Consider the following 16,204-nt stretch of genomic DNA (forward strand, 5'->3'; position numbering starts at 1 on the left):
GAAGAGGTGATCAGGAGGCGGGGAGCAGGTCGGCGAGCAGCACCTCGATGCGGGCCTTGATCTCGTCGCGGATCGGGCGGACCGAGTCGACGCCCTTGCCGGCGGGGTCCTCGAGTTTCCAGTCCTCGTAGCGCTTGCCGGGGAAGACGGGGCAGGCGTCGCCGCAGCCCATGGTGATGATGGCGTCGGACTCCTTGGCGGCGTCCCAGGTCAGCTTGGTGGGGGTCTGGTCGGTGATGTCGATGCCGACCTCCTTCATCGCCTCGACCGCGGCCGGGTTGATGGTCTCGGCGGGCGCGGATCCGGCGGAGCGGACTTCGACCTTGTCGCCGGCGAGGTGGCGCAGCCAGCCGGCGGCCATCTGGGAGCGGCCGGCGTTGTGGACGCAGACGAACAGGACGGTGGGCTTGGTGTCGCTCATGATTCGTGGCTTCCTTGAGGGTGGGTGGTGAGCTGGGGGTGCGGGGTCGTGGCCCGGGCGGCGCGGACGCCTCTGCCGGTGGCGGCCGCGAGCAGCGCCGGGAGGCCGGTGCTCATGCGCGGCGGGCCGGGTCCGTGTCCTCGTGCGGGACCACGACGGCGTCGGCGTTGTCGCCGGCGTGCGGGTACAACGCCACGACGAGGCCGACCCCGATCAGCAGGCCGACAAGTTGCGCGACGACGAATCCGGGCACCGAGGCCGGGGCGATGCCGGCGAAGGTGTCGGTGAAGGCGCGGCCGATGGTGACCGACGGGTTGGCGAAACTCGTGGACGAGGTGAACCAGTAGGCGGCGCCGATGTACGCGCCGACCGCGGCCGGTGCAACTGAAGCCCGGCCCGACCGGCTCAAGGCGAAGATCAGCAGGAGCAGGCCCACGACGGCGACGATCTCGCCGAGCCACAGGTTTCCGGCGGCGCGTTCCTTCGTCGAGAAGGTCACGGCGGTCAGGTCGAACATGAGGTTCGCCAGGATCGAGCCGGCGACGGCTCCGAGGGTCTGCGCGACGGCGTACCCACCGAGGTCCTTGATCGTCAGGCCGGTGCCGGAGCGGCGGCCGAGGAACCAGTCGGCGGCCGACACCACCGGGTTGAAGTGGGCGCCCGAAATCGGGCCGAAGGTCAGGATCAGCGCGCCGAGGGCGAACGCGGTGGCGACCGAGTTCTCCAGCAGTTGCAGGCCGACGTCGTCCGGTGACAGTTCGACCGCCATGATGCCGGAGCCGACGACGGCGGTGACCAGCAGCGCGGTGCCGAGGAACTCGGCGAGCAGCCGCCGCCACAAGGTGATCTGGTGCATGAGGTGGTGTGACTCCGGGTGTTGTCGATGGAGGCGGGCTGAGCCGGCGGGGATCGCGAGCTGGTCGGGCGGGCGGTGCGGGTGGCGTCGGAGGCCGCCGCGGATCGGGTGGATCCGCGGGTGGGACGAACTGTCGCCGGGGTCAGCCATGGTCGGCTCCCGGGCTGAGGGCGGGCGCGATCCGGTCGATGCGGCCGGCGAGGTCGGTGTAGGCGGCCTCGAACGCCTCGTCGGTGTCGACGCGGGCGGGGTCGGGCACGGACCAGTGGAGCCGGGGCCGGATCGGGCCGGTGAGGTCTTCATGGGCGTTGTCGCAGACAGCGATGATCAGATCGCCGTCGTGGATGACGTCGTCGACGTGGCTGGTGCCGGTCGGGTCGAGCGCGAGACCGTGCTCGTGAGCGACACGGACGGCCCGGGGGTGCACCCGCTGGGCGGGCACGGTGCCGGCGGAAGCGACTTCGCCGCCGATGCGGTGGCGCCACAGGGCGGCGGCAAGCTGCGAGCGGGCCGAGTTGTGGGTGCAGACGAACACCACCCGTTCCGCGCTGTCCAGCCGGGGTGCGGTGAGTGAGGACAGCACGCCGGGGACGAGACGCAGGTAGGTGCGGCGGCGGTCGCCCTCCGAGCGGGTCCGCACGAGCAGGCCGGCTTCCTGCAGCACCTTCACGTGGTGAGCGACGAGGTTGGTCGGCATGCCGAGGTCCGCGGAGATCTCGCCGGGGGAGGCGTCGCCGAGGGTGAGCGCGTCGACGATCGCGAGGCGGGCCGGGTCGCCGAGGGCGGCGTGCACTCGGGCCCGCGCCTGCAGCGAAAAAGCTTCAGCATTCATTGACTCAATGATCGCTGAGGCACATCGGCTTGGCAAGCGAACGGGAGGTGAACGCTGCTGTCCTCGGCGGGAGGACGGCAAATGGGACTGGACTAACTTATGGCGAGGCTGCTGGTCTGTGCCTGCCCTTCACCCAGGATCCTGGAGCGCCCGCCATGAAGTTCACCGTCTCGACAGAGATCGCTCTGCCGCGGGAAAGGGTGGCTCAGCTGCTCGCCGACCCGGCGCACCTGCCGATGTGGCTGCGAGGCCTCGTGCTGCACGAGCCGCTGAACGGAATGCACGGACAGGTCGGTACCAAGTCGCGTGTGGTGTTCCGGACGGGGCGGCAGGAGATGGAGTGCACCGAGACCATCACCCGCCGGGAGCCGGCGGACCTGCACGGGATTCCGAGTGGGAGCATCGTCTACTTCGAGCGCGAGATCGTTGCCAAGGGCATGTGGAGCGCCGCGCGCGAGCGGCTGACCGAAGCCGGGCCGGAGACGACACTGTGGGTGAGCGAGAACGAATACCGGTTCAGCGGCCTGCTGATGCGGTTGGTGGGCCTTCTGATGCCCGGCTCCTTCCGCAAGCAGACGCGACAGCACATGCAGGACTTCAAGGCATTTGCCGAGTACGGAACGGACGTCCGCGAAGCGAGGGGCTGACCTGCCCGCCGCTTTTCAGGGAGTAGTGGCGGAGCCGATGGTGAGCAGGCCGGCGAGCTGGCGCATGATGCCGGACCGGGCCCGGTAGTACACCCAGCTGCCGCGGCGCTCGGCGTCGACCAGACCGGCTTCGCGCAGCGTCTTCAGGTGGTGCGAGATGGTCGGCCCGGACAGCTCGAACGCCGGCGTCAGGTCGCATACGCACGCCTCGCCGCCGGGCGCGGACGCGATCATCGACATCAGCTGCAGCCGTACCGGATCACCTAGTGCCTTGAATGCCGGTGCGAGCACCGCGGCGGTCTCCGCCGGGATGCGGCTCTCTGCCAGCGGCGGGCAGCACGGTTCGTCCGCGGTCAGGTCGATGAGCGTGAGCGGTGCGGCTGATTTCGGCATGCGTCTAGGTTGACAGTTATCTAAACCGCGTGCAACTCTGTGTTTCGAGAAACATCGAATTCGACAGCCGTCGAGACGAGCGGTGCGGGGTTCGCTGAACCGCCCACCGGCCCGGCCGCACGCATGCGACGAAGGAGCACGACGATGAGCGACAACACCAGCACGACCCCGGTTGCCGGCGGCTGCTGCGGCAGCCCCGCGCAGGCCGCCCTCACTCTGCCGGACCCGGCCGCCGAGGCGAGCGGCCCGTGTTGCGGGACGACCACCGAAGCCGAGCAGGCCGGTTCCTGCTGCGGTGCCGCCGCCAAGCGGGAGGCCGTCGCCGCCGGACAGGGGTGCTGCGGATGATCAGTCCATCGGACCGCCCCGAGGTCGCCACCGTGACTGCGCTGTGCCGCCTGATCACGGCAACCGCATGGGTCCCTGCCACCGCACCGGCTATCGTTGATCGGCGATGAACGATGATGGATGTGATGGTAAATGGCCGAGCTGTTGAATCGGGCTGTCGCGGAGGAGTACGCGTCGTGGTTCCGGGCGCTGGCCGATCCCTCGCGGGTGCAGATCGTGGAGTACCTGGCTCGCCAGGACCGCCCGATGTCGGTCGGCGAGATCGTCGCCGCGGTGGGGCTGGCCCAGTCGACGGTCTCCCAGCATCTGAGGATCCTCACCGAGGTCCGGTTTGTGCTGGTGGAGCCGGTCGGCAACGCCCGCCACTACCGGATCAACACCCGCTGCGTCGACTGCTTCCCCTCCGCCGCCGACGTCGTGATGGGCAGGCCCGCACCGCAGGCGACCGGGGGCTGCGCATGAACGGCATCAGCATCCGCCCGATGCGTGCCACCGACGCCCCGGCCGTACTGGCGATCTATCAGGCCGGGCTCGACAGCGGCGACGCGAGCTTCGAGGTCACCGCGCCTGCCTGGGAGACGTTCGACAGGACGAGACTGCGCGCCCACCGGCTGGTGGCGGTGGACGGCGCCGGCGCGGTGCTCGGCTGGGTCGCCGTCTCGCCGGTCTCCGCCCGCCCCGTCTACGCCGGGGTCGTCGAGCACTCGGTCTACGTCGACCCGGCCACGCGAGGGCGTGGCGCCGGGCGGGCGCTGCTCCAGGCATTGATCGCGTCGACCGAGTCCGCCGGGATCTGGACCATCCAGTCCGGGGTGTTCCCGGAGAACACCGCCAGCCTCGCCCTGCACACCGCATGCGGCTTCCGCGTCGTCGGCGTCCGTGAACGCGTCGGCCGCCATCCGGGCCGACCCGGCCGGTGGCGTGACGTCGTCCTCCTCGAACGCCGCAGCCCGCACATCGACTGAGCCTTCCTCCCGCCCGGCCGTGGGCGGATCCCACTCCATTGCTTAGACATTCATCAAGACAGGGGTTCTCTCGTGACCAGCACTTTCCCGGAACTGCCCGTCGTGGTCATCGGCGCCGGCCCGGTCGGGCTCGCCGCCGCCGCCCACCTGAGCGAACGGGGTCTGCCGTTCCTCGTCCTGGAATCAGGCGACGGTCCCGCCGCCGCGGTCCGTGACTGGGGGCACGTACGGCTGTTCTCGCCGTGGCGGTTCAACATCGACCCCGCCGCCGCCCGGCTGCTCGACCACGCCGGATGGGTCCGGCCCGATGACGACAAGCTGCCCACGGGCGCCCAGCTCGCGGCCGACTACCTGCAGCCCCTGGCCGACCTGCCCGCGATCAAGCCGAACCTCCGGTACGGGGCGCGGGTCACCGCGGTCACCCGGCTCGGTCTCGACCGGGTCCGTAGCCTCGGCCGCGAAACCACCCCGTACCTGATCCGTCTCGCCGGCGGTGAGGACGTCCTGGCCCAGGCCGTCATCGACGCCTCGGGCACCTGGGGCACCCCGAACGTGCTGGGCGCCTCCGGCATCCCCGCGCACGGCGAGACGGGCGCGGCCGGGTTCGTCGAGTCCGCTCTGCCGGACGTGCTCGGGCGTGACCGTGACCGGTTCGCGGGCAGGCACACCCTGGTAGTCGGCGCGGGGCACTCCGCCGCCAACACCCTGCTTGCCCTCGCCGAACTGGCCGAGCAGGCGGCGGGCACCCGCGTGACCTGGGCAATCCGCGCGACCAGCCCGGCCCGCACCTACGGCGGCGAGTCCGCCGACGCGCTGCCCGCCCGCGGCGCCCTCGGCTCCCGGCTGCGCGAGCACGTCCAGAACGGCGCGATCACGCTGCTCACCGGCTTCTCCGTGGACCGGGTCACCGCCGGCGGTGACCAGGTGACGGTGTCCGACGGCGAACGCGCGATCACGGTCGACCGGATCGTGTCCGCGACCGGCTTCCGGCCCGACCACACCATCGCCGGCGAACTGCGCCTCGACCTCGACCCGATCCTCGGCTCGACCCGCGCCCTGGCGCCGCTGATCGACCCGAACGAGCACTCCTGCGGCACCGTCCCGCCGCACGGCATCGACGAGCTCACCCACCCCGAACCCGGCTACTTCGCCATCGGCGTCAAGAGCTACGGCCGGGCGCCGACGTTCCTGCTCGCCACCGGCTACGAACAGGCCCGCTCGGTGGTCGCTGCGCTGGCCGGGGACTGGGAAGCCGCGCGTGACGTACAGCTCGACCTGCCGGAGACCGGCGTCTGCAACAGCAACCCGGTCGCGAACGACGACACCATCGCGGCCGGCGGCGGCTGCTGCGGCGCCCCGGCCGCCGCCGCGGAGCCGGCCGGGCGGGGACTGGCCACCGGCATCGCCGGCGGGCTGCTCACCGCACCGCTCAACCTGATCACCCTCGGCGACAAGCCCGCCGCAGGACAGACCGGCTCCTGCTGCTGACCGGCGTGACCACCACGAACCCGCCGGCCGCCGACCGCGGCCGGCGGGTGTTCCACGGGTGGTGGATCGTCACCACCTTCGCCATCACCCAGACGATCGGCTACGGCAGCCTCTACTACGCCTTCGCTGTCCTGCTCCACCCCGTCGCCACCGATCTGCGGACCTCGCCGGCGGTGGTGACCGGCGCGTTCACCACCGCGATCCTCGCCCAGGCCGTGGCGGCCGTGCCCGTCGGCAGATGGCTCGACCGGCACGGCGGCCGCGCCCTGATGACCACCGGAGCCGTCCTCGGCGCCGGCATGCTGATCGCCTGGTCGCAGGTCCGTACGGCCGGTCAGCTGTATCTGATCTTCGCCGGGCTCGGCGTCGCGATGGCGATGGCGCTCTACGAGGCCGCCACCCCGGTCCTGGTGTCCTGGTTCGACGCCACCCGCCGGCCGAAGGCGATCCTCGGCATGATCGTCGTCGCCGGGTTCGCCAGCACCATCTTCATGCCGCTCACCGGCTGGCTCAACGACCGCCACGGCTGGCGCACCACACTGCTGATCCTCGCGGTCCTCTACGGGACCGTCGCCGTCCCGCTGCACCTGCTCGTCGTCCGTCGTCCCCCGGTTGCCGCCCGCGAGTCACGGCACAGCGCTTCCGCGTACCGCCGGACCCTGATCCGCGCCGCGATCCGGGACAGCCGTTTCTGGTGGCTGGCCGCCGCGTTCGTCGCCCACGCCGCCGCGATGACCACGATGACCGTTCACCTCGTCGGCTACCTGACGAGCCGGGGCCACCCGGCGACCTTTGCCGCTACGATCGCCGGCCTGCTCGGTGTCCTGTCGGTCACCGGCCGGCTCCTGCTCACCGCCACCGGCCGCCGGGTCCGCCTGCATCGCCTGGTCGCCGCCATCTTCGCGCTGCAAGCCGCCGCGGCACTCAGCCTGCCCCTGCTTGCCGGAACCCGCCCCGGTGCGATCCTCGCGGTCGTCGCGTTCGGGCTCGGCTTCGGCATCTCCAGCCTCGCCACCCCACAGCTGCTCGCCGACCGCTACGGCACGACCGCCTACGCCAGCATCGCCGGCACCCTTGCCGCGTTCGTCACCTTTGCCAAAGCCGGCGCACCCCTTGCCGCCGCGGGCCTGCTGAGCAGCTCCGGCGGCTACCTCGTCGCGCTGACGGCCATCGGCGGTGCCTGCCTGGTCGCCGCGGGTGGCATCCTGATCCGTGCGGCCACGCCCAGCCCGGCCGGCCGGTTCGGAGTCAAAGGGCGGGCACCGGCTTCGTACGAGCCAAGGCCACCGCCACCGGAACACACATCCCGTACATGACCAGGCCGTACGTCAGGACGGCCAGCACCACCGTCGGCGACACCGCGGCCGCGAAGAACAGGCCGAGCGTCAAGTTGCGTACCCCCGTCGTCATCGCCACCGCCCGCCGCTGCGGCACCGGCCCGATCCGCGACAGTCCCACCGGAGTCAGGCTCACGGCCACCAGCACCGCGACCACAGCGATACCCGCCCAGCCCACCTGCGGCAGGCGCCCGGCACCGGTGATCAGGAAATACACGACAAGACCGGCCAGCAGTACGTCGGCCACGCGCCGTGCCACCGGATGGACCCGCTCCGCGACCCGTGGCCGCGACCGGCGCAGCCACATCCCCACCGCCAGCGGCACCACCTGACCGAGCAGCCCACCAGCCACCACCAGCAGGCCCACCCCGCCCGCCGCGACCAGGCCCTGACCCGTGGCGGCAGCCCACACCGGCACCGCCACCAGCCCCAGCGGGGCGAGCAGCACCTGCAGTCCGGTGCTGACCGCCAGGTCCCCGCGAGCGTGCAGCGTCAGCAGCGCGCCGGTACCGCCTCCCGGGGCCGCTGCCGCAAGCACCACCCCGAGCGCCACGTCCGGAGTCAGCCGCGCCGCCACCACCAGAGCGACCGCCAGTCCGGGAAGGACGATCACGTTCGCCGCCGCCGCGACCGCCACCAGCCCGCGCCGCCGCGCCAGGGCACGGAAGTCGTCGATGGTCGCCGCCGTGCCGACCGCCAGCATCGACGCGACGAGCAGAACCGCGACCGCAGCCGTGCTCACCGTGCCGCCGCGACATGACGGCCCGCGCGGCGCAGCAGCCGGTCCAGCACGAACCCGGCGTCCCGGCCGGCACCACGCAGCGTCGCCGAGGCGAGACTGCGCTGGCGCTCCAACCCCACGAACCCCATCCCGGGGAGCACCGTCGACACCCCGCCGTCATGCAGCGGGACACCTGTCTCGCCGACGGCCCCGGTGCCGGTCAGGTACGGCAGATCCGGGCGGTAGCCGGTGGCCAGCACGACCACGTCCACCCGTTCACCGGTACCGTCGGCCCATACGATCCGGTCGCCGTCGAACCGCCGTGGGAACGGCCTGTGGTCCGGGTTGCCGGCGACGATGGCGGCCCGGTAACGGCCGTCGTCGATCACCGGCACCGTCCCGGACAGCAGCCGCGGCCCCCACCGGGAGGTGTCGAGTCCGGTGCGGGTCAGCCACCAGTGGAAGTCGCGGCCGAGGATCCGCTGCCGCTGGAACCGCAGCGGCCCGCGCGTCGTGATGCTCACCGTCGCCCGCCGGGCGAGTTCGGCCGCGATCTGCACCGCGGAGTTCCCGCCGCCGACCACGACCACCCGGGTTCCCGCCAGCTCATCGGGACGGCGGTACTCGGCGGCGTGCAGGACCCGGCCGGTGAACGACTCCAGGCCCGGCAGTGCCGGCCGGTACGGGGAGCCGAAACCGCCGCTCGCGGCGACCACCGACGCCGCCCGTACGACCGCACCGTCCGCCGTCGTGATCAGGAACCCGCCGTCGGTGGCGGTGACCTGCTGGACGCGGGCGCCGAAACGGACGTCCGCGTCGAGGGCTGCGGTGCGGGCGGTCAGGTAGTCGATGACCTCGTCACGCACCGGATACCGCTCCGGGTCGCCGGGGAACGGCATGCCGGGCAGGCCGGAGAACCGGGCGGGGGAGAACAGGGTCAGGCTGTCGTAGTAGGCCGGCCACGACCCGCCCGGCCCGGAGCCGGCGTCGAGCACCAGCGGGCGAAGCCCGCGCCGGGCCGCGACGTGGGCGGTGGCGAGACCGGACTGGCCACCACCGATGACGGCGAGGTCTACGAAGGTCATGTCGAGCAATGTATCGTCAGATCGGGAAATGACGAAATGATAGCTGGGAGAGACTGGTAGCCGATGACCATGCCCACACCGCTCGACAGTCCCGCCCAGGACTTCCTCAAGGCCCTCGCCAGCGAAACCCGCCAGCAGATCCTCATGCTGTTCGTCGGCGGCCGACAGCTCACCGTCGGCGAGGTCGCCACCGCCTGCGGTCTCGGCCAGTCCACCGCCAGCGAACACCTCGCCATCCTGCGCCGCGGCGGCCTGCTCACCTCCGCCCGCGACGGCAAACTCGTGCGCTACCGGGCCGACCCCACCGCCGTCGGTGCCCGCATCGCCGACCTCCAGGGGTATCTGGCCTGCTGCTGCTCGCCGTCACCGGCGGAGAACCCCACGGCTTGAGTCCCGGCCGTGGCCGGCATCGCGCGGGCAACCGCGGCGAGCGGTACGACGACGTCGCGGCGGCGGCGTTCCTCTCCGCGTCGTGATCCTCCGTGGCGTTCATGTCGTTGATGTCCTGCATGGCCTCGGTCATCAGCGGCGTGAGCTCGGTGTCGCGGATACGCTGCCACTCGGTGGTGGCGTTACGCCGGCTGGCCGGCAGAAGCTTCTCCTCGGCCAGTTGTGAGTAGGCAACGTAGTCGTCGAAGAGCTCCTCGATGGCCTCCGGGCCGGTGGCAGGCCCGCTGTTGCGGTAGTCGGTGAACGCTCCCTCGATGGCTTGCATATCGCCGGCGAGAGCCTGCTCGTACTTGGCCTTGGTCGCGGGATCCCGCGACACCGCATGGTTGACCACGGTCAACCGGGTCTGCAGAACTGCCGCGCGGAGCTCGCCGAGCGCGTCGATGCTGGCGACGTTACGGGTGTAGATCGTCTGGGCCGCCTCGCTGCCGGCGTGCATGCCCTGCAGGCCCACGATGCCCACGATCAGGGCCACCAGTGCGGCGAGAACGACCGTACCGAGGATTCTGACGTTGACGCTGAGGTCGCCGAACCGATGTGCCCGCGCCTCCGCCACTGGTGCAGCTGCCGTGCGTGTCGCGGCCGTGAACGAGGTTGCGGCAGGCAGGGCCGGGCACCCCCGTCGTACATCACTGGCGTCGAGGTGCCTCATGGCATCCGACGACGAGGTCGACAACAAGGCGGAAGAAGTCGGTGGCAAGGTCAAGGAGGCCGGACCGAGCAGGTCACCGCAGCCGGTCCCGGCCCGCCGCCACTCGGTAGCACCGCCGGCCTCGCCTCGCTGTGGCATGGCTTGCGGCGCAGTGCCGTCCGAGATTGCGGGCCTGGCCATGTGACAGCGGGTCCGGCACCTGTGTTTGCCAGTCATGCACTGAGGAAATAACCATCACCGTTGAGCGTGCTGGTCGTAACCCCTCCACCAGCATGACCATCGTGCGGGTTTGCTTACTGGCGGCCCTGGCAACCCGGTACGTCACGGGTGTCCGTAGCACATCAGACACTTCACGAAGGGCTCGTCATGTCGTTTCTCTGGGCCATCATCGCCGGTTTGATCATCGGTCTGATCGCACGTGCCATTCTGCCGGGCAGGCAGAACATCCCGATCTGGTTGACCATCATCCTGGGTGTGCTCGGCGCCGTCATCGGCAACGTCATCGCCACGGTGCTGGGAGTCGAGGACACCAAGGGCATTGACTGGATCCGCCACATCGTCCAGATCGCCGCAGCTGCCGGTTTGATCGCCGTCGTCGCCCCCCTGTGGGCCAAGCGCGTACGCCGGTAGGTGCCCACAGCACACCTGCACGGCTGAGGGGCAGAGCGGACGACCCGCCTGCCCCTCAGGCTTGTCCGCCGGCGCGCATGAATCGCCGTCAGGAGAGGGCCGGGCACATGGTCGTCGGGGAAATGGCGCTCACGTCGTGGGCGATCAGTCATGAATTCCGGGCTCGCGGTCATCGGCAGCGGCACCGGCGACGCGATCATCGGCGTCGTGAAGGCCCGGACGCCACCAAAGCAACCAGCTACGGTCACGCCGCCATCGCACGGCAGTTGATGACCGCGCCATCGCCACTGCCGGCCGGCGGCAGCACGCGCTGATCCGGGTGACGGGGCGAGAGAACCGCACCGTCACTCCAGCAGTCCTCGATGACACGGCATCCGGGCGGCCTGCCACGCCTGTCGGTATGCCCTCGACGATGCGGTCACAGTGTCGCGAGGACGAAGGACAGGACGAACCCGGCGGTGGTGCTCAACGCTACCAGAGGGCCGCCCTTCTCGTACGCCTCCGGCATCAGAGTGTCCGCCAGCGAGGCGAGCACGGCACCGGCGGCGAAGGCGAGCGGCAGTGACAGCGTCTCCGGCGCCGCGGACGACAGTGGCCCGGCCCCGACGACCACGGCCAGGGTCAGCAGCCCCGCACATGCCAGCCAGGTGCCGAGGATGAACGTCTGGGAACGGCCCTGTTCGCGCATGGAGGCACTGCCGACCAGCGCCTCCGGAAAGTTGGAGACGAAGATGGCCGCGAGCAGGGCCAGCCCGCCGGTGCCTTCGCCGAGCGACACCCCTAGCGCGACGTTCTCCGGAACACCGTCGAGGGTCACGGCGGCCAGCAGTGCCAGCCCGGCGGCGCCGGATGTAGACGCGGCCGACGGTGCCCGGTCCTGCGCGGCAGCGTCGACGTCGAGTTTCTCGCTGCCGTCGCTTTCTTTCCGTTTTCCCCGAGCCAACCGGTCGAGCCGGGAACTGAGCACGGTGAACACGACAGCACCGACGATCAGGCCGACTGCGGCGCGCCAAATTCCGCCGTGCTCGTAGGCGTCTTCGAACAACTCGAAGGAGAGCGCGGTGATCAGTGCGCCGGCCGCGAAGGCCAGCATTCCGGCGAGTACGGCCTTGGGCAGCCGATGCCTAGCACCTACCCACGCGCCGATGACCAGTGCACTCGAGGCGATGAGGCCGAATAGAAGTGCGTCCATAACTTCGGCCTTACCCACCGGACCTGCGATCGATACGAGAATCACACCCCTCCGCATAGCTGCCAATCGATGTATTGTGGGAGCGCTCCCGGATCGCATCCCCCACTCTGCTTGAGGAGCCGAAATGTCGCGACGTCGCCGTCGTACGGCCGCCCTGATGGCCGGTCTGCTCGCTCTGGTCTCGCCGGCGCTGGTATCGGCCTCGCCATCCGCCTCGGCGGCCGACGCATCCCGCACCCGGTCGGTACCACTCACCGAACTCACCGTGGTGTCCGAGCAGGTGGCCTACGGGCTGCAGCGCCCGATCGCCATCACCGGGCTGCCCGACGGCCGGATGCTGATCGCGGAGAAGGACGGCACGGTCCGCGCCTACCACCCCGACACCGGTCTCGCCGCCGAACCGGTGCTCGACCTGAGCGCCCGGATCGAGACGAACGACAACGAGCGGGGCCTGCTCGGCATCACACCCGCACCGAACTTCGCGCGCACCGGCATGCTGTACGTGTCCTACACGAGCCGGCCGGCCGGCGCGCTCACCCTGGCGCGACTGCCCATCGGCAATCCGGACCGGCTGCAGGTGCTGCTCACCCAGGAACATGCCGAGTACGGCAACCACAACGGCGGACAGGTCGCGTTCGGCCGCGACGGCTACCTCTACTGGTCCACCGGCGACGGCGGCCACGCGAACGACCCGTTCAAAGCAGGCCAGGACCTCAGCACGCTGCTCGGCAAGATCGTGCGGATCGATGTCAATCGCGCCTGCGGGGCCAAGCCCTACTGCGTACCGGCCGGCAACCCGTTCATCCGCAAGCCCGGCGCCCGGCCCGAGATCTGGCTCTACGGGCTGCGCAACCCCTGGAAGTTCTCCGTCGACATCGACAACTCGCTGTGGATCGGCGACGTCGGCCAGGGCCTGGTCGAGGAGGTCAACCACATCCGCCCCTGGCAGGGCGGCGCGAATCTCGGCTGGTCCTGCAAGGAGGGCACCCCGGTGTTCGACCCGGAGCAATGCCGGGCGGGCGTACGGTACGTCGACCCGGTCTTCGAGTACGAGCACTACATGACCGAGGGCTGTTCGGTGACCGGCGGCGTGGTGTACCGGGGCTCCCGGACCCCCGCGGCCCGGGGTACGTACTTCGCGAGCGACTACTGCTCGACCGTCGCCTTCGCCGTGCGCCCCAAGCCCGGAGGCGGCTACGAGTCCGCCACGATCGGCAACTTCCCCATCCAGCCGACCGCCTTCGGCACCGACGTGCACGGAGAGCTGTACGTGCTCAGCGACCTGCCGGGATGGTTGAGCCGGGTGCGGATCGAGCATGTCCCGCCGGCCTCCGGTGAGGTGACGGGGAACCGCTGAGCCTCCCGCCGGGTGCTTCGGGCGTGGCGGTCACGGACTCTGGACACGCCGGATCCGGGCTGGCACGCTCACCTGGTGCGCGACGACAACGGAGCCGGACGGAAGCCGGTGACCGGCGATGCCGTCGTCATCGGCGCGGGAATGGCGGGCCTGGCGGCCGCGCGGGTGCTGGCGGACCGGTTCGCCCGGGTGACGGTCCTCGACCGGGACACCCTGCCGGCCGGAGCCGAGAGCCGCCGGGGCGTACCGCAGGGGGCGCATCCCCACGCCCTGCTGGCGGTGGGACGTACCGCGCTGGAGAAGCTGTTTCCCGGCCTGACCGACGAGTTGGTCGAGTCGGGCGCGCGGTGGATCGACGTGGTCCGCGACGCCATCGTGTGGCAGCTCGACGGCCATCGGGTCCGCGCCGACAGCGGCATCGAGGTGCTCTGCATGAGCCGGCCCCTGCTGGAGAGCTGCGTGCGGCGCCGGTTACTGACCATGCCCAACGTGGAGGTCCGCGCGGACACGGCCGTCGCGGGCCTGGCCGGCCAAGCCGGCGAACGGGTGACCGGGGTGGAACTGGCCGACGGCGGAAAGCTGCCGGCCGACCTGGTCGTCGACGCCAGCGGTCGCGGCAGCCGCTCCGACAGCTGGCTGCGCGACCTGGGGTTCCCGGCCGCGCCGGAGTCGGTGATCACCATCCGCATGCACTACACCACCCGCCTGGTCCGCGGCCGGTTCGACCGCCTGGGTGGCCCCGGCGTGCTCGTGGCAGCGGAGAGCCCGCCCGGCCAGCGGCGGTACGGCGCCGCCTTCCCGGTCGAAGGGGACGGATGGTTCGTGACCCTCGGCGGCTACCACGGTGACCGGGCCCCGACCGACCCCGAGGGCTTCCAGCGATTCGCCGACGAACTGCCGGAGTCGTCGATCGCCGAGCTCCTGCGCGGTACCGAACCGTTGAGCGACCCGGTCGGCTACTCCTTTCCGACCAGCCGCCGGCGCCACTTTGAACGGATCCGCCTGGTTCCCGCCGGCTACGTCGCGGTCGGCGACGCTCTGTGCAGCTTCAATCCGGTGTACGGCCACGGCATGACCGTCGCCGCGCTGGAGGCGATCACGCTGGGGGAGTGTCTCGACCGGAGTGACTCCACCGATGCGCAGCTGGCCCGTGACTTCTACCGTCGCAGCGCCGGCCTGATCGCCGTGGCCTGGGACATGGCAGCCTCGGCCGACTTCGCCTATTCCGGCACGACCGGACCACGGCCACGCGGCCTGGCCGTGACGCATTGGTACCAGCGCCGTGTCGTGCGGGCCACCCACGTCTCCGCCGAGGTGGCCGAAGCAATCCTCCGCGTGCAGCACCTGATCGAACCCGCGACGATCCTGCTGCGGCCCACGATGGTGGCCAAGGTCCTCCGCGCCGCCCGTCAGGCTCGCCTCGCCCGGGACGCTCAGGTGCGCGGCTGATCCGTACCGTCGGCCGGGCCTCACCGCCTGACCCGACATGACCGCACCGGCCAGCCTCTTTCGCCCACCCGCTGCGGCGGAGCGGTGCGGCGGATCAGGTGCCGGAGTGAAATCTGAAGCCGTCGAATGAGCTTCCGTTGTTGCGTACGACAATGGTGATCCGCCTCTCGGGCGAGCGCAGCCTGACGCTCTTCTCGCCCGTCACGAAGGAACGCGATTCCGGTTGCCCGCGAATCCGCTCAAACCGTAGGCGCAGGTGTGCCGCCTCGGATCTGTGCATTCCGTATCACTTCCCATCGGCCGCAAGAGATCGAATCAGTCGAACCATTCGGCTCGCCGACGATTCCCTGTATCGGTACCAGCCACGACATTGGCGCAGCCGGGGGTACGGCGGCACGACACGACCCATCGCGCCGCTGCCGCACACGTGGCCTGGCCTCGCACGTATACCAACATCGCCGCCAGGTAAACCTGGCGTTCGGAACCCGCGCAGCGCATCGGTGCTCCAATCCCGGTTGCCCCCGAGGGCCGACTCTGGACCGCATGCGCCTGTTTCGCTGATTAGGAAGACCGATCATCCGACCTCATGCTCAGCTATCCGGTGTCATAAAAGAAGCGCCGAGAAAGGTATGACATGAGCAAGGCAACACGGAGGCTGACCACTGCCGGAATCGGAATGCTTGCGGGGGCAGCATTCGGAATGGGCCCCGCGAACGCGGCCCTCCACAATCCGCCTCCCGACATTCCCAAAGATTTCCTCTCGCAACTCGGTGGCGGTGGGGCATGTGAGGCGATGAATGATCTCGGCTCACGACTCGGTCTCTGGATGACCCACGACTGCGGAGCCGCGCCCAGCACCACCCGAAGCATCTCCATACTCCTGGTGGAGTATCGGGAGCACGGCCCGCAACAATCGCAGGGCGGCTCCGGTCAGCAGCCACAGCCCGGTACGTCGACGCCCGGCACGACAACGCCGGCCCCTGTGGACGTTCAGAATCCGATCGGCACCGGTGGCTCCCCGGACACGGGCAACGCACCCGACACCGGTGGTACGCCTCCGACCGCCGACACGGGCGGCTCTCCGGACACAGGCGGCACACCCGGTACCGGCGGCACGCCCGGTACGGGAACCGCGCCGGGCACCGGAACCGCGCCGGGCACCGGAACCGCGCCGGGCACCGGAACCGCGCCGGGCACCGGCGATGCACCTGATGCCACTGCAGGTGGTACGCCTGGCACCACCACTACGCCGGGCGCTGGTGATGCGGGTGCTGGTGGTGACACGGGCGCTGGTGATGCGGGTGCTGGTGGTGACACGGGCGCTGGTGATGCGGGTGCTGGTGGTGACACGGGCGCTGGTGATGCGGGTGCTGGTGGTGAC

General features: G+C 70.6%; 17 protein-coding genes and 1 pseudogene. 10 read left to right on the forward strand and 8 right to left on the reverse strand.

The genetic code is table 11. From position 1 onward, the window contains the following. Positions 1 to 10 precede the first annotated feature (10 nt). The 3 genes from AB0G04_RS33365 to AB0G04_RS33375 all read right to left on the reverse strand — a co-directional run bounded on the left by AB0G04_RS33365 (position 11) and on the right by AB0G04_RS33375 (position 2,109). A complete protein-coding gene (locus AB0G04_RS33365) occupies positions 11 to 421 on the reverse strand; it encodes an arsenate reductase ArsC (RefSeq protein ID WP_360991031.1) in 411 nt (136 codons plus the stop codon). A gap of 112 nt (positions 422 to 533) precedes the next feature. Beyond that, positions 534 to 1,277, reverse strand: coding sequence for an MIP/aquaporin family protein (locus AB0G04_RS33370; protein WP_360991033.1), 744 nt, complete (start codon positions 1,275 to 1,277; stop codon positions 534 to 536). Between the two features lie 142 nt (positions 1,278 to 1,419). Further along, positions 1,420 to 2,109 (reverse strand): helix-turn-helix domain-containing protein, encoded by a 690-nt coding sequence (locus tag AB0G04_RS33375; protein ID WP_360991035.1) that lies wholly within the window; start codon positions 2,107 to 2,109, stop codon positions 1,420 to 1,422. Between the two features lie 155 nt (positions 2,110 to 2,264). Here AB0G04_RS33375 and AB0G04_RS33380 point away from each other — a divergent pair, with 155 nt between their 5' ends. After that, complete coding sequence (locus tag AB0G04_RS33380) at positions 2,265 to 2,756, forward strand: SRPBCC family protein (protein WP_360991038.1); 492 nt, start codon at positions 2,265 to 2,267, stop codon at positions 2,754 to 2,756. Positions 2,757 to 2,771: 15 nt separating this feature from the next. Here AB0G04_RS33380 and AB0G04_RS33385 read toward each other — a convergent pair whose 3' ends face one another. Continuing rightward, positions 2,772 to 3,149, reverse strand: a complete 378-nt coding sequence (locus tag AB0G04_RS33385; RefSeq protein ID WP_360991041.1) for a metalloregulator ArsR/SmtB family transcription factor — start codon at positions 3,147 to 3,149, stop codon at positions 2,772 to 2,774. 144 nt (positions 3,150 to 3,293) lie between these two features. On the opposite strand from AB0G04_RS33385, the gene AB0G04_RS33390 reads away from it, so the two are divergent. The 5 genes from AB0G04_RS33390 to AB0G04_RS33410 all read left to right on the forward strand — a co-directional run bounded on the left by AB0G04_RS33390 (position 3,294) and on the right by AB0G04_RS33410 (position 7,266). After that, the gene (locus AB0G04_RS33390; RefSeq protein ID WP_360991044.1) at positions 3,294 to 3,497 is read left to right on the forward strand and encodes a hypothetical protein; all 204 of its coding nucleotides are present in this window, start codon (positions 3,294 to 3,296) and stop codon (positions 3,495 to 3,497) included. Positions 3,498 to 3,629: 132 nt separating this feature from the next. Beyond that, a complete protein-coding gene (locus tag AB0G04_RS33395) occupies positions 3,630 to 3,959 on the forward strand; it encodes a metalloregulator ArsR/SmtB family transcription factor (protein WP_360991047.1) in 330 nt (109 codons plus the stop codon). Then, positions 3,956 to 4,462, forward strand: coding sequence for an N-acetyltransferase family protein (locus tag AB0G04_RS33400; RefSeq protein WP_360991049.1), 507 nt, complete (start codon positions 3,956 to 3,958; stop codon positions 4,460 to 4,462). The genes AB0G04_RS33395 and AB0G04_RS33400 overlap by 4 nt, the downstream gene beginning before the upstream one ends. Positions 4,463 to 4,534: 72 nt before the next feature. Further along, on the forward strand, positions 4,535 to 5,950 hold the full coding sequence (locus AB0G04_RS33405) for an FAD-dependent oxidoreductase (protein WP_360991052.1): 1,416 nt from the start codon (positions 4,535 to 4,537) through the stop codon (positions 5,948 to 5,950). A gap of 5 nt (positions 5,951 to 5,955) precedes the next feature. Then, on the forward strand, positions 5,956 to 7,266 hold the full coding sequence (locus tag AB0G04_RS33410) for an MFS transporter (RefSeq protein ID WP_360991055.1): 1,311 nt from the start codon (positions 5,956 to 5,958) through the stop codon (positions 7,264 to 7,266). On the opposite strand, the gene AB0G04_RS33415 is transcribed toward AB0G04_RS33410, so the two are convergent. Both AB0G04_RS33415 and AB0G04_RS33420 read right to left on the reverse strand, forming a co-directional pair. Beyond that, a complete protein-coding gene (locus AB0G04_RS33415; RefSeq protein WP_360991057.1) occupies positions 7,199 to 8,029 on the reverse strand; it encodes a hypothetical protein in 831 nt (276 codons plus the stop codon). The two genes, AB0G04_RS33410 and AB0G04_RS33415, sit on opposite strands and share 68 nt — an antisense overlap. Then, on the reverse strand, positions 8,026 to 9,093 hold the full coding sequence (locus AB0G04_RS33420) for an NAD(P)/FAD-dependent oxidoreductase (RefSeq protein ID WP_360991060.1): 1,068 nt from the start codon (positions 9,091 to 9,093) through the stop codon (positions 8,026 to 8,028). The genes AB0G04_RS33415 and AB0G04_RS33420 overlap by 4 nt, the downstream gene beginning before the upstream one ends. A 63-nt stretch (positions 9,094 to 9,156) precedes the next feature. On the opposite strand from AB0G04_RS33420, the gene AB0G04_RS33425 reads away from it, so the two are divergent. Further along, the gene (locus tag AB0G04_RS33425) at positions 9,157 to 9,483 is read left to right on the forward strand and encodes a metalloregulator ArsR/SmtB family transcription factor (protein WP_360991063.1); all 327 of its coding nucleotides are present in this window, start codon (positions 9,157 to 9,159) and stop codon (positions 9,481 to 9,483) included. 55 nt (positions 9,484 to 9,538) lie between these two features. Here AB0G04_RS33425 and AB0G04_RS33430 read toward each other — a convergent pair. Further along, positions 9,539 to 10,411, reverse strand: a pseudogene (locus AB0G04_RS33430) (MCP four helix bundle domain-containing protein); the annotation flags it as partial. A gap of 180 nt (positions 10,412 to 10,591) precedes the next feature. Here AB0G04_RS33430 and AB0G04_RS33435 point away from each other — a divergent pair. Next, positions 10,592 to 10,825 (forward strand): GlsB/YeaQ/YmgE family stress response membrane protein, encoded by a 234-nt coding sequence (locus AB0G04_RS33435; protein ID WP_360991066.1) that lies wholly within the window; start codon positions 10,592 to 10,594, stop codon positions 10,823 to 10,825. 418 nt (positions 10,826 to 11,243) lie between these two features. Here AB0G04_RS33435 and AB0G04_RS33440 read toward each other — a convergent pair whose 3' ends face one another. Then, the gene (locus AB0G04_RS33440) at positions 11,244 to 12,017 is read right to left on the reverse strand and encodes a hypothetical protein (RefSeq protein WP_360991068.1); all 774 of its coding nucleotides are present in this window, start codon (positions 12,015 to 12,017) and stop codon (positions 11,244 to 11,246) included. 124 nt (positions 12,018 to 12,141) lie between these two features. Between AB0G04_RS33440 and AB0G04_RS33445 the strand changes: the two genes are divergently transcribed. Both AB0G04_RS33445 and AB0G04_RS33450 read left to right on the forward strand, forming a co-directional pair. Next, positions 12,142 to 13,374 carry a PQQ-dependent sugar dehydrogenase gene (locus AB0G04_RS33445; protein ID WP_360991071.1) on the forward strand — a complete coding sequence of 411 codons (1,233 nt, stop codon included), beginning with the start codon at positions 12,142 to 12,144 and terminating at the stop codon, positions 13,372 to 13,374. 75 nt (positions 13,375 to 13,449) lie between these two features. Then, positions 13,450 to 14,823 (forward strand): FAD-dependent oxidoreductase, encoded by a 1,374-nt coding sequence (locus AB0G04_RS33450; protein WP_360991074.1) that lies wholly within the window; start codon positions 13,450 to 13,452, stop codon positions 14,821 to 14,823. Positions 14,824 to 16,204: the final 1,381 nt, after the last annotated feature.

It is taken from the genome of Actinoplanes sp. NPDC023801 (assembly GCF_040639655.1).
In the GTDB taxonomy this organism is placed as follows: Bacteria; Actinomycetota; Actinomycetes; order Mycobacteriales; family Micromonosporaceae; genus Actinoplanes.

Coding starts and splice junctions, on each gene's coding strand:
- AB0G04_RS33365 (WP_360991031.1), bottom strand. CDS start 421: ATGAGCGACACCAAGCCCACCGTCCTGTTCGTCTGCGTCCACAACGCC.
- AB0G04_RS33370 (WP_360991033.1), bottom strand. CDS start 1,277: ATGCACCAGATCACCTTGTGGCGGCGGCTGCTCGCCGAGTTCCTCGGC.
- AB0G04_RS33375 (WP_360991035.1), bottom strand. CDS start 2,109: ATGAATGCTGAAGCTTTTTCGCTGCAGGCGCGGGCCCGAGTGCACGCC.
- AB0G04_RS33380 (WP_360991038.1), top strand. CDS start 2,265: ATGAAGTTCACCGTCTCGACAGAGATCGCTCTGCCGCGGGAAAGGGTG.
- AB0G04_RS33385 (WP_360991041.1), bottom strand. CDS start 3,149: ATGCCGAAATCAGCCGCACCGCTCACGCTCATCGACCTGACCGCGGAC.
- AB0G04_RS33390 (WP_360991044.1), top strand. CDS start 3,294: ATGAGCGACAACACCAGCACGACCCCGGTTGCCGGCGGCTGCTGCGGC.
- AB0G04_RS33395 (WP_360991047.1), top strand. CDS start 3,630: ATGGCCGAGCTGTTGAATCGGGCTGTCGCGGAGGAGTACGCGTCGTGG.
- AB0G04_RS33400 (WP_360991049.1), top strand. CDS start 3,956: ATGAACGGCATCAGCATCCGCCCGATGCGTGCCACCGACGCCCCGGCC.
- AB0G04_RS33420 (WP_360991060.1), bottom strand. CDS start 9,093: ATGACCTTCGTAGACCTCGCCGTCATCGGTGGTGGCCAGTCCGGTCTC.
- AB0G04_RS33425 (WP_360991063.1), top strand. CDS start 9,157: ATGACCATGCCCACACCGCTCGACAGTCCCGCCCAGGACTTCCTCAAG.
- AB0G04_RS33440 (WP_360991068.1), bottom strand. CDS start 12,017: ATGGACGCACTTCTATTCGGCCTCATCGCCTCGAGTGCACTGGTCATC.
- AB0G04_RS33445 (WP_360991071.1), top strand. CDS start 12,142: ATGTCGCGACGTCGCCGTCGTACGGCCGCCCTGATGGCCGGTCTGCTC.